We start from the raw sequence: 18,704 nt of genomic DNA on the forward strand, positions 1-18,704 counted from the left end.
CGCGGCAGAACAAAATGACGCATTAATTATGTCAGAGACATTTGACGGACTTAATGCACTGATGGATACATCCCCGGAACCGCCTCCGAATCCTCAGGGCGGAAAAACCACCTCCGGCAGTTCTTTCAGCGGTGAGGGATTTACCGTTGAAATGCCGTCCGGCAGTGAATACGGCGTGATGCCGGCCGGTTCAGACAGCGGCTTTATCTCCGGTCAGAACGGCATGCCGTTCCCGATGAGTGTCAGCACGCTGCCGGATCCGGCGAACCCTGCACCGCGCGATAATACCGTGCGGACAGATGATGTTTTCAGTGCCTTGCCGACCCTCGGTCTGCCGGATACCTCTCCGGAAGATGACGCGGCAAAGAATGAAGCCCGCTGGGCAGGCAATGCTTCACAGGCGGGGCAGATCCTCTCCAGTGAGGATGCCGTTGACGCTTCTCTCGGCTATGTGCGCGGTATCGGTGAAAACCTGCTTAATCAGCAGGTGAATGACTGGCTGAACCAGGTGGGCCATGCCCGCATTCAGTTCGGCAGCAATAAAACCGGCGACGCCGATGTACTGGTACCGTTAATCGATAATCCGAACAGCCTGTTCTTCTCACAGATCGGGCTTCGCGCCAATGAAGAACGTACCACCACCAACCTTGGTCTGGGCTATCGTCAGTATGAAGACGGCTGGATGTGGGGCGTGAACAGCTTTTATGACTACGATATCACCGGCAGTAACTCGCGGGTCGGTGTCGGCGGTGAATTATGGGCTGATTACCTGAAACTTGCGGCCAACGGCTATTTCAGGGTAACGGACTGGCATCAGTCAAAACTGCATGAAATGCGCGATTACGACGAACGCCCGGCAAACGGGTTTGATATCCGCGCAGAAGGCTATCTGCCTGATTATCCGCAGTTAGGTGCATTTGCAAAATATGAACAGTACTTCGGCGACGGCGTCAGCCTGGCCAGTACCACCTCTTCCGGTGAACTGAAAAGTAACCCGTCTGTCTCCACCATCGGGCTCAGTTACACCCCGTTCCCGCTGATCACGTTCAAAGGTCAGACATCCCGTGGTGATTCCAATGACAGCCAGGTCGGTATGGAGCTTTCCTACCGTTTCGGCGTGCCGTTATCACAACAGCTGGATACCGATAATGTTGACCTGATGCGTAACCTGGCAGGTAACCGTTACGATTTCGTCGACAGAAACTACAACATTGTAATGCAGTACCGTAAGCAGGAACTGCTGCGGATTGCCCTGCCGCCGACACTGCGCGCTGAAGCAGCACAGACAGTGCCGGTAACGGTCAGTGTGCTGAAAGCCAAATACGGCCTGAAATCTCTGCGCTGGTCAGCGCCTGAACTACTGGCAAACGGCGGTGAGATCAAACAGACCGGGCTGACCACGGCGGATATTACGCTGCCGGCTTATATCTTTGCTAACCGCAGCGGCGAACCACAGGGCTACCGCGTGACAGCCGTCGGTGAAGATAACGAGGGTAACCCTTCCAACACCGCAGAAATGTGGGTGAATGTTATTCCGTCTGTGGAAACTATTACTAAACTGACCGTTACGCCGAACCAGTCACTGGTGGCGAATAACCGTGATCAGTTCACCGCTGTGGCGCTGTTACAGAATGACAAGGGCGAAGTACTGCCGAATAAAGCAGTGACCTTCAGTGTTTCCGGCCTGAAAAATCCGGAAGGTGTCACCATTTATGATGCGGACGGCAACAACGGCCAGACACTGACCGTGATCTCCGGGCCGGACGGCACGGCGACCGTGAAAATCATCAGTAAGTCCGCCGGTAAAGCATCACTGCAGGCGAAGATGCGTAACGGTAACAGCCGTTCGGAATCGATCATCTATATTGCGGATCTCAGTACCGCAAAAATCAAAACCCTTGAGTTAACCAATAACAAAGCAGTGGCTGACGGCCAGGCGAAAAACATCGCCGTGGCAACAGTGACTGACCAGTTTGATAACCAGGTGGAAAACTTCCCGTTAACGGCCAGAGCGGATAACGGTGCAACAGTCGTTGATCCGAACCAGCAGACTGACGATAACGGCCAGGTCACTATCCGCTTCAGCAGTGAGACCGCCGGGGATTCCAAACTGGTGGTTGAAGGAACGGGTACTTCGAAGAGTGTGACCGCACAGTTTGTCGCGGATATGAGCACCGCACAAATTCAGAGTGTGACTACTGAAAATGACGGTGCGGTGGCAAACGGACAGGCGAAGAACAGTGTGCTGGTGACAGTAACTGATAACCGGAACAACCCGCTGGCGGGTGCACCGGTCACCATAAGTGTCCCGGGAACTGCCCGTTACCAGACTCAGCCGGCAAGCGGAATGACGGATAACCAGGGGCGTCTGCGTGTCTATATCACCAATACCAAAGCCGGTTCTGAGGATTACACCTTCAGCATTAATAACAGCAGTGTCACTAAACAGCTGTTGTTTAAGCCGGATGAATCCACTGCCACCATTACTGACTCGCAACTGAAAATCGTGGCTGACGGTCAGAAAGCTGACGGCACATCGGTAAACCGGGTGCAGGCGACTGTTCTGGATGCTTATGGTAACCGTATCCCGGGCTACACCGTACAGTTCATTACTGACAACAATGCCCAGCCGTCACAGGCTCAGCTGACAACGGACGGCAACGGTGAAACCATTTTTGATCTGACGAATACCAAATCCGGTAAAACGAAGGTCACTGCACAGGTGAACGGTAAAACGGCATCCGTTAATGTGACATTCACCGCTGACAGCGCCACCGCAAAAATTGCGGATATGACTGTCACGGCGGATGGCATGCCGGCAAACGGCGAAGCGAAAAACGCGGTGGAAGTTACCGTAACGGATGCTTCCGGTAACATCGTGCCGTTTGTGGCGGTTCTTTTCACCGCAGATAACAGCGCACAGCCGCCATCACAGTCACTGATGACAGATGAGAACGGTAAAATCTTATTCAGTATGACCAATACCGTGGCCACGCAGGTCAATGTGACTGCGAAAGTGAACACCAGTGAGATGAGTGCGGTGGTGACGTTTAAGGCAGATACCACTAATCCGGATGCCGGTAAATCATCGCTGTCGGCAAATCCGATGGTCATTGTGGCGGACGGCAGCACTGAGTCAGCACTGACGCTTATTCTGAAAGATAAATTCGGCAACAATATCCCTTCTCAGGGTGTGGAATTTAAATCTGACCTGACGGGTAGCACAGTAAGTACAACGACGGAAAATCCGGACGGAACTTACAGTGCAACACTGACGGGAACCAAATCCGGTAACGCTAAAATCACGATTGTACTGAACGGTAAAGCGTTTGCGGTTGCACCGGTTATTGTAAAACTGACTGCCGACAGCACGAATCCGGATGGCGGCAAATCAGCGATGAGCGCCGCGCCGGCAACGATTGTGGCGAATAATTCACAGGAATCGGTACTGAAACTGATCCTGCGGGATGCTAACGATAACCTGATTTCCGGCCAGACAGTGACATTTACCACTGTACTGAATGGTGTGACTATCTCCGGTACGGCAGAGGATCAGGACGGTATTTATACCGCAAACCTGAAAGGTACTATTGCCGGTACGGCACCGGTTAAGGTGTTTGTCGGCGGTACTGAACTGGCGGTAAATGCAGTGAGTGTTGAACTGACAGCAGACAGTTCAAAACCGGACAGCGGTAAGTCAGTCCTGGAAGCCGCACCTGCGACTATCGTGGCTGATAATACAAAGGAATCAGTACTCACACTGACCCTGCGTGATGTCAACGGCAACCTGATCCCGGGGCAGACTGTCCTGTTCAAATCGGATCTGAACGGTACCGTTATCAGCGGCACCGGTGAAGATACCGCAGGTATCTATACCGCAACACTGAAAGGAACCAAATCCGGAGATGCACATATTACCGTCACACTAAACGGTAATGCATTCAACGTGACAGGAACCACCGTCACACTGACCGCAGACAGCACGAATCCGGACAACGGTAAGTCTGAGCTGACAGCAACACCGGACACCATTGTCGCGGACGGCGCTGACAAATCGGTACTGAAACTGATCCTGCGTGATGCCAACGATAACCTGATCACCGGACAGGATGTGGTGTTCGTTACCGACCCGGCTAATGTCTCCGTCACCCCGGCAGCAGAGAACACCGGCGGAACATATACAGCTGAGCTCAAAGGAACTCAGGCGGGTGTTGTGGCTGTGAAGGTCAAAGTCAATGGTACTGAACTGCCTGCAACCTCGGTGAATGTGACACTCATCGGTGATAAAACGCATCCGGATATCAGTAAATCAGAACTGACAGCCACTCCGGAGACGATCGTGGCTGACGGTAAAGACGGCTCGGCACTGAAACTCATCCTGCGTGATGTTAACGGCAACCTGATCACCGGGCAGACCGTCCTGTTCAGCACGGCGCTCGGAAATACCGCAATAACGGACAATGCGGAAGCACAGGGCGGTACCTATACCGCAACGCTGAAGGGAACAACGGCCGGAACAGCGACCATCAAAGTCAGCTTAAACGGGACTGAACTGACCGGGCTGACCAAAGATGTGACACTGATTGGTGATAAAACTAACCCTGATATCACCAAATCTGAACTGACCGCCACACCGGATACGATCGTGGCAGACGGTAACGACGGATCAGCACTGAAACTCATTCTGCGCGATGTCAACGGTAACCTGATCACCGGGCAGACCGTTCTGTTCAGCACGGCGCTCGGAAATACCGCAATAACGGATGATGCGGAAGCACAGGGCGGTACCTATACCGCGACGCTGAAAGGCACGACGGCCGGTACGGCCACCATCAAAGTCAGCTTAAACGGGACTGAACTGGCAGGTATTACCACTGATGTAAAACTGATTGGTGATAAAAACAATCCGGACAGCACGAAATCTGAGCTGACCGCATTACCGGGCCAGATTGTGGCTGACGGCAAGGACGGGGCAGTACTGAAGCTTATCCTGCGCGATGTCAATAACAACCTGCTGCCGGGCCAGACCGTGGAGTTCATTACCGCGCTGGGAAATACGGCAATAACGGATAATGACGAACCTCAGGATGGCGTTTATACCGCGACACTGAAAGGGACAACTGCCGGTACAGCCACGATTAAAGTGAAGGTAAACGGTACTGAACTGACGGGTATCAGCGCTGACGTGATACTGATTGGTGACAAAAATAATCCGGACGGGACTAAATCGGAACTGACGGCATTACCGGATACGATTGTGGCCAACGGTACTGCTGAATCAAAACTGAAACTGATTCTGCGCGATATCAACGGTAACCTGATCACCGGCCAGGAAGTCATTTTCACATCAACGCTGGAAAATACCACGGTCGGCGGTACATCTGAAAATACCGGCGGGACATATACCGCCAGCCTGACAGGGACGACATCCGGTAAGGCAACGATCGGTGTGACGGTCAATGGTACCGCACTGACGATCACTGCGGCAGAGGTCACTCTGACAGCAGATAAGGATAATCCGGACAGCGGTAAATCCGAACTGACGGCAGCTCCGGAGACGATCGTGGCAAATAATACGGATGAATCAGTACTGAAACTGACTCTGCGTGATGTCAACGGTAACCTGATCTCCGGACAGACAGTTGAGCTCAAAACCGCGCTGGAAAATACAGTGATCACTATGACACCGGGGGATCAGGATGGTGTCTATACCGCAACCCTGAAAGGTACAAAAGCCGGAACGGCGACTGTCACTGTGACAGTTAACGGAACGGAACTGGCGGGGCTGACCAAAGATGTCACACTGATCGGAGACAAGAACAATCCGGACAGCAGTAAATCAGAGCTGGTGGTAACACCGGAGACGATTACCGCTGATGATACAGATACGTCAGCACTGAAACTGATTCTGCGCGATGTTAACAATAACCTGATCACCGGACAGACAGTTGAATTCAGTACTGCGTTAGCCAATACCACTATCACCGCTAAACCGGAAGCACCGCAGGGTTCGTACAATGCTGTGCTGAAAGGGAAAACAGCCGGTAATGCGGAGATCAAAGTGAAAGTGAATGGTGCAGATTTCGGCGTTGCATCAAAAACGGTGAAACTGATCGCGGATAAGAGTACGGCAAAAATGATTATCACGAACTTAAATACGGATAAACATGCGGTTGCCGATACGGTATCGGTCAATAACTTAGAGATAAAAGTTGTTGATGCCAATGATAACCCGATTAGTGGTGTGAATATCAAAGTTACCGAAAAAACACAGCCTGCAATGGTGATGATAGACAATGCGGAAGGTGTTACCGGTGCGGACGGGGTATTTAAACCGGGCGTCAGAAGTAAAATTCAGAATGTCAGTTTATCTGTATCGGCAAAAGATGCAGGCGGAATCGATATCACTGAAGATTATGCACTGATATTTGACCTGGTGAAATTTACTCTGAAGTCAGCCATCGTAACCAATTAATCCGTTACTGAATTGCCGGTACAATATTTATACCGGCAATTCAGCTCTGTTTTTATAAGGGTAATGCAATGAAAAATAAAATAATTGCCATGGCATTGGTTGTGTTGTCGGGCAATGCGTATGCACATTATGTGGTCGAAAATGTAAAAACGACCACCAGGATATTTTCATTTGAACTGGTTCATAAATATCTGGCCAGTCATGAGTTTCATCAAAATACATGCAGAAGCACTTATACAAATAACAAGCTGGAATCCTGTGTGCTGAATTATAAAGTGACATCCGGCGGTAATAGTAAAGTAATTAAAACCGGCTTTGTTGATTTGCGGGGAGACGGCAGTTTTGATCAGGAACTGATGAGTGCGACATCTCATTATAATGCATTACGGGTGGCAGAGGCTCATGGTGTTGATTTAACGCAGCTTGTTGAGATTCCGCGTGAAGATATTACGTCATTGACCGGCGGCAACAACAGATATACAGTCGATACGTCATCGGCGGGGCGCGTTTGCAATGCAGATTCGCCGTCAACCTGTAAAGATTATGCAGAGTCAGGTTATACCAATAACACATTAGATTTTACGACGATGAAAGATTTACAGGTTGCCTGTGAATTTACCAGCAAAGACATATCGGTTAAAACGTCATTATCTGAGGATAATCTGTATTTGTATGATGGTGCAGCCAATCAGAAAATACTGCCTTATAACTATGATGTGGATAATGTGTCGGTTGACTGTGTTAACTGGCTTTCAACCGCAATATCAAAAGATGTCACGCTGAAGTATGAGGTTCTGGATAAAACAGCGGCTGATGGCGACACTCAGCTGACCTGTAAATTATTCGGTAATAATGCCGGAACAACATCACCGTCATCATCAACGAATAAGATGACTATTCAGGGATTCTCGACGAAGGACGAGAATTTTAAAATTCCGGAAGCATTTCTGGGATTTTATGTCTCATCACCTTCAGGAAGTGCGCAAACATCGGTTTCATTTGACTGCAACTTCCCGTTATCAACAGAGATTAAATAATAACCCCGGAAGAATCAGTGCAATAACTCAGCTGTACGGACGGACACTAAATGAGTATCACTGTATTAGTGCTCGTCCGTATCAGGTAACGGTGTTTTCTTTTTATTTCCTCAGTTAGTCACCATTAACTTAAACGCCTTTAACTGGTATTTGTGAGTTGTTATGTTTTAATAAAATGTAACATCAACTCTGATAATAAGTAATGATAATTTTATTTGCTATTTCTTAATGATATCTACTCCTGAGGGTGTCTGTATTTACTTTTTTTTGTAAAAAATAATTAAATAAAAATCTATTGAAGGAGTAATTCGGGGTTATATTTGCCGTTGTTTTATTTAATTCATTGATTGTTATATATTATTTTCTGTTTTTGACCTGTTTCTGAGCCCTGTATATACTGTGTGATAATGTAAAAGTATGTCTTATTGTTTACTTTTAATGATGTGCATATAACTCCAATAATAAGTATTTAAATGGATTGCTGATATTAAATCCGGCAAGGCGATGTTCTTGTTATCTGCTGCTTTAAATAGGTGGCAGATATGTGTATTTGTGCCGCAATAACGTCCGGGTTGAATAACGTAACAGGAAATAAATACGCCTGTGATATGTAAACATTCAGAGGGAGTAAAAAATAACATATTTTTATAACGTGTCCGGTGATTGAACTTATTAGCGGAAATAATGAAAGAGTGTTTTCTGATTATTAATTTATGGCTTTAATCTTACTTTCGGGGATGTATTCATGCCTGTGACTTCGTATTACTCAAAAACAAAAAGGGTAACAGCATATCTGTTGCTCTTTTTGCAGTTATTTTTTCCGGTGTCGACGGCAACATTATCTGTTGCGCAGGCGGCAGAGCAAAACGATGCATTAATCATGTCAGAGACATTTGACGGACTTAATGCGCTGATGGATACATCTCAGGCTCCGCCTCCGAAACCGCAGGACGGAAAAACCACCTCCGGCAGTAAGCTGAGCGGCGAGGGATTTACCGTTGAGATGCCGTCCGGCAGTGAATACGGCGTGATGCCGGCCGGTTCGGACAACGGTTTTATCTCCGGTCAGAACGGCATGCCGTTCCCGATGAGTGTCAGCACGCTGCCTGACCCGGCGAACCCGGCACCGCGCGATAATACCGTGCGGACCGATGATATCTTCAGTGCCTTACCGACCCTCGGTCTGCCGGATATTTCTCCGGAAGATGAAGCCGCAAAGAATGAAGCCCGCTGGGCAGGCAATGCTTCACAGGCGGGGCAGATCCTCTCCAGTGAGGATGCGGTGGATGCATCTCTCGGTTATGTGCGCGGTATCGGTGAAAACCTGCTTAACCAGCAGGTGAATGACTGGCTGAACCAGGTGGGCCACGCCCGCATTCAGTTCGGCAGCAATAAAACCGGCGACGCCGATGTACTGGTACCGTTAATCGATAATCCGAACAGCCTGTTCTTCTCACAGATCGGGCTTCGCGCTAATGAAGAACGTACCACCACCAACCTCGGTCTGGGCTATCGTCAGTATGAAGACGGCTGGATGTGGGGTGTGAACAGCTTTTATGACTACGATATCACCGGCAGTAACTCGCGGGTCGGTGTCGGCGGTGAGTTATGGGCCAACTACCTGAAGTTTGCGGCCAACGGCTACTTCAGGGTAACAGACTGGCACCAGTCAAAATTGCATGAAATGCGCGATTACGACGAACGCCCGGCTAACGGGTTTGATATCCGTGCGGAGGGCTATCTGCCTGATTATCCGCAGTTAGGCGCATTTGCAAAATATGAACAGTACTTCGGCGACGGCGTCAGCCTGGCCAGTACCACCTCTTCCGGTGAACTGAAAAGTAACCCGTCGGTCTCCACCATCGGGCTCAGTTACACCCCGTTCCCGCTGATCACGTTTAAAGGTCAGACATCCCGTGGTGATTCCAACGACAGCCAGATTGGTATGGAGCTTTCCTACCGTTTCGGCGTGCCGCTGTCACAGCAGCTGGATACCGACAATGTTGACCTGATGCGCAACCTGGCGGGTAACCGTTACGACTTCGTCGACAGAAACTACAACATTGTGATGCAGTACCGTAAGCAGGAACTGCTGCGGATTGCCCTGCCGCCGACACTCAACGGTGAAGCGGCACAGACACTGCCGGTAACGGTCAGTGTGCTGAAAGCCAAATACGGCCTGAAATCTCTGCGCTGGTCAGCGCCTGAACTGCTGGCAAACGGCGGTGAAATCAAACAGACCGGGCTGACCACGGCGGATATTACTCTGCCGGAATATATTTTTATGGATCGTAACGGCGGGCCGCAGGGCTACCGTGTGACAGCTGTCGGTGAAGATAACGAGGGTAACCCGTCCAACACCGCAGAAATGTGGGTGAATGTTATTCCGTCAGTGGAAACCATCACCAAATTGACCGTCACGCCGAACCAATCCTTAATCGCCAACAACAGCGACCAGTTTACCGCTGTGGCGCTGTTACAGAATGACAAGGGCGAAGTACTGCCGAATAAAGCAGTGACCTTCAGTGTTTCCGGCCTGAAAAATCCGGAAGGTGTCACCATTTATGATGCGGACGGCAACAGCGGCCAGACACTGACCGTGATCTCCGGGCCGGACGGCACGGCGACCGTGAAAATCATCAGTAAATCCGCCGGTAAAGGATTGCTGAAAGCCAAAATGCGTAACGGTAACAGCCGTACCGAAGCGATCACCTATATTGCGGATCTCAGTACCGCAAAAATCAAAACGCTCGAATTAACCAATAACAAAGCAGTGGCTGACGGCCAGGCGAAAAACATCGCCGTGGCAACAGTGACTGACCAGTTCGATAACCTGGTGGAAAACTTCCCGTTAACAGCCAGAGCAGATAACGGCGCAACAGTTATTGATCCGAACCAGCAGACTGACAGCAACGGCCTGGTCACTATCCGCTTCAGCAGTGAAACGGCCGGGGATTCCAAACTGGTGGTTGAAGGAACAGGCACCTCGAAGAGTGTGACTGCACAGTTTATCGCGGATATCAGTACCGCGAAGATCCAGAGTGCGGTCGTGACTCAGGATGGGGCGAAAGCAGACGGTAAAGCGAAAAACGAGGTTCTGGTGACTGTCACGGACAGCCGCAATAACCCGTTAGCCGGTGCACCGGTCACCATCAAAGTGCCGGGAACCGCCCGTTATCAGACCCAGCCGGTCAGTGGTCTGACAGACAGCCGCGGTCAGTTGCGTGTCAGTATCAGCAATACCAAAGCCGGTTCTGATAACTATACCTTCAGCATTAACGGCGATGATGCGGTACGTGCACTGAAATTTGTGGCGGATGAAACCACGGCAACCATTACGGACGCCAGCCTGGTTATCGTCACCAATAATCAGAAAGCAGATGGTGCGGCAGCAAACAGTGTAAGAGCGACTATTGTTGATGCTTACAATAACCCGGTTCCGGGGATCGCGGTGCAGTTTGTCACCGATCACGGCGCACTTCCGTCTCAGATGCAGATCAATACGGATGCTGACGGTAATGCACTGTTTGAACTGACAAATACCCGTGCCGGTAATACCAAAGTCACCGCACAGGTTAATACCAAATCCGCATCAAAAACTGTGATGTTTACAGCGGACAGCTCGACAGCGGAAATTCTGGCATCGAACCTGACGATAACCGCAGATAACAGCGCGGCGGATGGCTCATCCGTTAACAGTGTGAAAGCGATTGTCACCGATGCACAGGGTAACGTTGTGCCGTATGTGGCCGTTCTTTTCACTGCGGATAATGGTGCGTCTCCGGCTTCACAATCACTGCTGACTAATGAGCAGGGTGAGGTAACCTTCAGCCTGACCAGTACCCGTGCGGTACAGGTTGCGGTTAAAGCGAAGATTAACACCAGTGAACCTTCTGTCACTGTCACCTTTAAGGCAGACAGTGCGAACCCTGATGCTCAGAAATCCTCGCTGACAGCTGATCCGATGACGATCGTGGCAGACGGGCAGACAACATCAACGCTGCATTTCATCTTAAAAGATCGTCAGGGGAACCTGATCCCGGGCCAGACTGTGGTCTTCGGAACTGCGCTGGCGGGAACAACGGTGAGCGGTACTACCGAAAATCCGGATGGTACTTACACCGCGACACTGAAAGGTGTTAAAGCCGGGGATGCGAAGGTCAGCATCACGCTGAACGGAAAAGCGTTTGCGGTTACACCGGTCACCGTAAAACTGACGGCGGATAACGGTAACCTGAGCGGCGATAAATCAAAACTGACTGCTGTTCCTGACACCATTGTGGCTGATGGCAAGACGTCTTCAACGCTGACTCTGAGCCTGAAAGACGTGAACGATAATGCCGTGAGCGGACAGGAGGTCGTATTCAGCACCACGCTGGCAGATACCGTATTCGGTACGGTAAGAGATAATGCAGACGGTACTTATACTGCCACGCTGAAAGGCACTAAAGCCGGGACTGCAAAAATCAAAGTCACCGTGAATAATGCTGTGCTGGCCGTCACTGAGGTGAGTGTAAAACTGACCGCAGACAGCAGCAAACTGGATAAAGATAAATCGTCCCTGACCGCTGTACCGGACACCATCGTGGCGGACGGTAACACGACATCCGCAATCACCCTGACGCTGCGGGATGTGAATAACAACCCGGTTGCGGGGCAGACTGCATTGTTCAGTACAACGCTGAAAGACACCACCTTCAGTGGCGTAACGGATAATCAGGACGGTACCTATACTGCGACTCTGAAAGGAACCAAATCCGGTAATGCACAAATCAGCGTTACGCTGAACGGTAAGGCTTTTGCCGTCGCACCGGTGACAGTCAGACTGACAGCGGACAGCAGCAATCTGGATAAGGACAAATCTTCACTGACCGCAGCGCCGCTGAGTATTGTGGCAAACGACACTGCGACCTCATCACTGACGCTGACCCTGAAAGACGGGAACGATAACCCGGTTCCGGGGCAGACGGTGCTGTTCAGTACCACACTGGGCGGTACTACTTTCAGTGGCGTGACGGATAACCGGGATGGTACTTATACTGCAACCCTGAAAGGGAAAACCGCCGGTGATGCGGCACTGAAAGTGACCGTGAACGGCGCTGTGCTGGCGGTTGCACCGGTAACAGTGAAACTGACAGCGGACAGCGGCAACCTGGATAAGGATAAATCTGTCCTGGAAGCATCTCCGCTGACCATCGTGGCAAACAACACCACGACTTCAGCGCTGAAACTGACACTGAAAGATGCCAACGGCAACCTGGTGTCCGGACAGACAGTATTGTTCAGCACCACGCTTGGCGGCACTACCTTCAGTGGCGTAACGGATAATCAGGATGGTACCTATACTGCGACCCTGAAAGGGAAAACGGCCGGGGCTGCGGAGATCAAAGTGACCGTTGGCGGTAATGCGCTGAATGTGGCACCGGTCACCGTCACCCTGACACCGGACAGCACCAATCTGGATAAAGATAAATCCTCGCTGACTGCAGCACCGCTGAGTATTGTGGCGGATGATGCCTCAGTATCGGATCTGAAACTGATCCTGAAAGATGCCAACGGTAACCTGGTTCCGGGACAGACCGTGCTGTTCAGCACCACGCTCGGCGGCACCACCTTCAGCGGCGTGACGGATAATCAGGACGGTACTTATACCGCAACGCTGAAAGGCAGAACTGCCGGTGATGCATTACTGAAAGTCACCGTGAACGGCACGGAGCTGGCGGTTGCACCGGTAACAGTGAAACTGACAGCGGACAGCGGTAACCTGGATAAGGATAAATCTGTCCTGGAAGCATCTCCGCTGACCATCGTGGCAAACAACACCACGACTTCAGCGCTGAAACTGACGCTGAAAGATGTCAACGGTAACCTGGTGTCCGGACAGACAGTACTGTTCAGTACCACGCTTGGCGGTACCACCTTCAGTGGCGTAACGGACAATCAGGACGGTACCTATACCGCGACCCTGAAAGGGAAAACTGCCGGTGATGCAGAGATTAAAGTCACTGTCGGCGGTAATCCGCTGGATGTGGCACCGGTAACGGTTACTCTGACACCGGACAGCACCAATCTGGATAAAGACAAATCCTCGCTGACGGCAGTACCGCTGAGTATTGTGGCGGATAATGCCTCCGCATCGGATCTGAAACTGATCCTGAAAGATGCCAACGGTAACCTGGTTCCGGGACAGACCGTGCTGTTCAGCACCACGCTCGGCGGCACCACCTTCAGTGGCGTGACGGATAATCATGACGGTACCTATACCGCGACCCTGAAAGGGAAAACGGCCGGTGATGCATTACTGAAAGTCACCGTCAATGGTGCGGTGCTGGAAGTGGCACCGGTGACTGTCACCCTGACAGCGGATAACGGCAACCTGGATAAAGATAAATCTGTCCTGGAAGCGGCGCCGCTGAGTATTGTGGCGAATGGTACGGCGGAATCCACTCTGAAGCTGACGCTGAAAGACGTCAACGGTAACCTCGTTTCCGGACAGACTGTGCAGTTCACCACCACACTGGCAGATACCACCTTCAGTGGCGTGACGGATAATCAGGACGGCACCTATAGCGCGACCCTGAAAGGCACTAAATCCGGTGCTGCACCGCTGACGGTTATTGTTAACGGTACCGGACTGGCAGTGGCACCGGTAACGGTTACTCTGACACCGGACAGCGCTAATCCGGATAAAGATAAGTCAGTACTGACTGCGTCTCCGCTGACCATCGTGGCGGACAATACCACAACGTCTTCACTGAAACTGACCCTGAAAGATACTTACGGTAACCTGATTCCGGGACAGACTGTGCTGTTCAGCACTGATCTGGAAAATACGACCTTCAGTGGCGTGACGGATAATCATGACGGTACCTATACCGCAACACTGAAAGGGACCAAATCCGGTACAGCGGCACTGAAAGTGACTGTAAACGGTACGGAACTGGCAGTGGCACCGGTGAGCGTGAAACTGATCGGGGATAAGGATCATCTTGATGAGGATAAATCTTCACTGACAGCGGCACCGCTGAGCATCGTGGCAAACAACACCGCGACCTCGTCACTGACGCTGACACTGAAAGATGTGAATAACAACCCGGTGATCGGTCAGACTGTGCTGTTCAGCACTGACCTGGCAGACACCACCTTCACTACGGTGAAAGATAATCAGGACGGCACTTATACCGCAACACTGAAAGGGACCAAAGCCGGTGACGCATTACTGAAAGTCACTGTCAATGGTGCAGTACTGGAAGTGGCGCCGGTCACTGTCACCCTGACGGCGGACAGCAGTAATCTGGACAAGGACAAATCCTCACTGACAGCGGCACCGCTGACTATCGTGGCAAACAATACCACGACCTCTGAGGTGAAACTGACCCTGAAGGATGCCAACGGTAACCTAGTTTCCGGTCAGACCGTGCTGTTCAGTACCACACTGGCTAACACCACATTCGGTACAGTGAACGACAATCAGGACGGTACCTATACCGCGACCCTGAAAGGGAAAACTGCCGGTGATGCAGTGATTAAAGTCACTGTGGGCGGTAATGCACTGGAAGTTGCGCCGGTTACGGTGAAACTGACAGCGGACAGCTCAAACCTGGATAAAGATAAATCTGTCCTGGAAGCAGCGCCGCTGAGTATTGTGGCGGATAACGCAACGGAATCCACGGTGAAACTGACACTGAAAGATGTCAACGGTAACCTGGTCTCCGGTCAGACCGTGCTGTTCAGTACCACACTGGCCAACACGACTTTCGGTACAGTGAAAGATAATCAGGACGGCACCTATACCGCGACCCTGAAAGGTAAAACTGCCGGGGCTGCGGAGATTAAAGTGACAGTGGGCGGTAATGCGCTGGAAGTGACATCAGTCACTGTCACCCTGACACCGGACAGCAGCAAACTGGATAAGGATAAATCCTCGCTGACCGCAGTACCGCTGACTATCGTGGCGGATGGTGCAACAGAGTCCGCGCTGACACTGACACTGAAAGACGTCAACGGTAACCTGGTTCCGGGACAGACCGTGCTGTTCAGTACCGGCCTGGCTGATACTACCTTCAGTGGCGTGACGGATAATCAGGACGGTACTTATACCGCGACCCTGAAAGGAACCAAATCCGGGAATGCGTTACTGAAAGTGACGGTGAACAGTGCTGAACTGGCTGTTGCACCAGTGACAGTGAAACTGATCGGCGACCAGGATAACCTGGACAAAGATAAGTCAGCACTGACGGCTGATCCGCTGACTATCGTGGCAAACAATACCACGACGTCTCTGGTGAAACTGACCCTGAAGGATATCAACGATAACCCTGTGACCGGGCAGACGGTGCTGTTCAGTACCACACTGGCCAACACCACGTTCGGTACGGTAACCGATAATCAGGACGGCACCTATACGGCAACCCTGCAGGGTAAAACAGCCGGGGCCGCTGTTATCAAAGTGACTGTCGGTGGTAATGCGCTGGAGGTGGCACCGGTAACGGTTACCCTGACAGCGGACAGCAGCAAACTGGATAAGGATAAATCCTCGCTGACCGCAGTACCGCTGACTATCGTGGCGGATGGTGCTACAGAGTCCGTGCTGACACTGACACTGAAAGATGTCAATGACAACCCGGTTACAGGACAGACCGTGCTGTTCAGTACCGGTCTGGCTGATACAACTTTCAGTACGGTGACGGATAACCTGGACGGTACCTATACAGGGACTCTGAAAGGCACTAAATCCGGTGATGCGTTACTGAAAGTGACTGTCAACGGGACTGTGCTGGAAGTGGCACCGGTAACGGTGAAACTGACTGCAGACAGCAGTAATCTGGACAAGGATAAATCGGCACTGACAGCAGATCCGCTGACTATTGTGGCAAACAACACCGCAACGTCCGCGCTGAAACTGACCCTGAAAGATGCCAACGGTAACCTGGTTTCCGGACAGACCGTGCTGTTCAGTACTGAGCTGGCCAACACCACGTTTGGTACGGTGACGGATAATCATGACGGTACTTATACGGCAACCCTGAAAGGAACCAAAGCCGGCGATGCGTTACTGAAAGTGACCGTCAACGGGACTGTGCTGGAGGTGGCTCCGGTCACGGTGAAACTGACAGCGGACAGCAGTAATCTGGACAAGGATAAATCCTCACTGACAGCAACACCGCTGACTATCGTGGCAAACAATACCACGACCTCTGAGGTGAAGCTGACCCTGAAGGATGCCTATGACAACCCGGTTTCCGGACAGACCGTGCTGTTCAGCACCACGCTGGCCAACACCACGTTCGGTACGGTGACGGATAATCATGACGGTACCTATACCGCAACCCTGAAAGGTAAAACTGCCGGTGATGCAGAGATTAAAGTCACTGTGGGCGGTAATGCACTGGAAGTGGCACCGGTTACGGTGAAACTGACGGCAGACAGCAGTAATCTGGATAAGGATAAATCCGTGCTGACAGCAACACCGCTGACTATCGTGGCAAATAACACGGCGACTTCAGCACTGAAGCTGACCCTGAAAGATGCCAACGATAACCCGGTTGCCGGACAGACCGTGCTGTTCAGTACCACGCTCGGTGGTACCACCTTCAGTGGCGTGACGGATAACCAGGACGGTACTTATACCGCGACCCTGAAAGGGAAAACCGCCGGTGATGCTCCGCTGACAGTAACCGTTAACGGAACTGAACTGCCGGTTGCGGGTGTGACCGTCACGCTGACAGGTGATGCCGCAACAGCGACTATCACGAATGTGAAGCTCAACGGTGCGCTGGCACGGAAGATTGCCAACGGTACGGATTCTTTTGAATTTATTGCCGAAGTCCGTGACGCGAACGGTAACCCGGTCAGTGGTGTGACGACTAACTGGACCAGTACTGCCGGTAGTGCAGCTGTATTATCTGCGACTTCAAAGCAGACAGATGCAGCGGGTAACGCGACTGTCAAACTGACCAGTACCAAAACACCGGTCTATGACATTGTGGTCAGTGCCGCACAGGGAAGTCAGGCTGCGGTTAATGCTGATAAGAAAGTCTCCTTTGAAGAGCTGTTCTCAACGTCAGTGCTGGTTATTGACGCGATTGCAGCCGGAGATAAGCCGGTTAACGGCGCACACGTTAAGATCTTCTCGGAAGACGGATCAGAACTGCTGTATGAGACAACAACGGATGCAACCGGTAAGTTTAAGGTTGATCTGGTTGGCGGGAAGTACGCAGTTAAGATCACGGCGAATAATTACGACGACTACGATGACTTTATGGACGTGAAGAGCGGCGCGGATACCAACTTTAAGTTTGCGTTATCTCCGGCGCTGGGCACAGAGTTCGGTCGTATTATTCTGCAGTGGAGTGAAAACCCGAGAGATCTGGACTCTTACCTGCTTGTTCCGCCAGCATCAGGCAGCGGCAGCAGAATTAAGGTTAACTATCAGAACAAAACACCGTCAGGTGCAGATGCCTCCCTTGATAAGGATCAGACAACAGCTCCGGGTATTGAAACGATCACGATGACGAAGTCACATAAGGGAACTTATACCTATTATGTACAGAACTTCGCCGGTCCGAATGCTAAATTGTCAACTGCGAAGGTGCAAATCTTCCTGAATAAGGATTTGACACTGAAACCGGGAACATCCAGAACAATGAGTTTCAGTGCACCGGACTTAGTCGTCGATACCAAAGCGCAATGGATTGTGTTTGATATCATTGTTGACAGTAATAATGAGGTGCAGGTGGTTACCAGAGGAACAGTAGATGCAAATCAACCTAATTAAATAAGAAAGGTTACTATTAATTAGTAACAATAATAAAAGCCACAGGCAGAAATGTCTGTGGCTTCTTTATTTTGCAATAACACTATGATTATGGTTAATAATGTTGGGTATGGTTAATATATTTGAATAATCGTCTGGTTTTGTCGTCTGATTTAGTATTATTTTAAGGGATAAAATTTTAAAAATATGTTATTAATTAGTGTTCTGTTTTGGTGTAAAGGTAATAAAAAATGCTTATTTTGTAACAGAGTGCTTCAAACGTAATCGCGAGAGGAGTGGGGGGAATATTTAGGATAAATCGTATTTATTGTGTAAAAACAGTCACTTCAATTTAACTTACTGATGTAATTAGTAAATTTGACTTATTATGCTATTTTTCGGGTATGAATAAATTTTTATTGATAGGTTTAATCTA

Annotated in this window: 3 protein-coding genes; all 3 read left to right on the forward strand. The window is 50.6% G+C overall.

Annotated features, from left to right (window positions below; translation table 11 throughout):
- Positions 1-28: 28 nt before the first annotated feature.
- The 3 genes from ACSBQN_RS12690 to ACSBQN_RS12700 all read left to right on the forward strand — a co-directional run bounded on the left by ACSBQN_RS12690 (position 29) and on the right by ACSBQN_RS12700 (position 18,289).
- Positions 29-6,475 (forward strand): Ig-like domain-containing protein, encoded by a 6,447-nt coding sequence (locus ACSBQN_RS12690; RefSeq protein WP_354633124.1) that lies wholly within the window; start codon positions 29-31, stop codon positions 6,473-6,475.
- A 68-nt stretch (positions 6,476-6,543) separates the two neighbouring features.
- Positions 6,544-7,512, forward strand: a complete 969-nt coding sequence (locus ACSBQN_RS12695) for a hypothetical protein (RefSeq protein WP_052116634.1) — start codon at positions 6,544-6,546, stop codon at positions 7,510-7,512.
- An 823-nt stretch (positions 7,513-8,335) separates the two neighbouring features.
- Entirely contained in the window at positions 8,336-18,289 is a 9,954-nt protein-coding gene (locus tag ACSBQN_RS12700) for an invasin domain 3-containing protein (RefSeq protein ID WP_434991680.1), read from the forward strand.
- Positions 18,290-18,704 lie beyond the last annotated feature (415 nt).

It is taken from the genome of Morganella sp. B601 (assembly GCF_051172335.1).
GTDB classification, from domain to species: domain Bacteria; phylum Pseudomonadota; class Gammaproteobacteria; order Enterobacterales; family Enterobacteriaceae; genus Morganella; species Morganella morganii.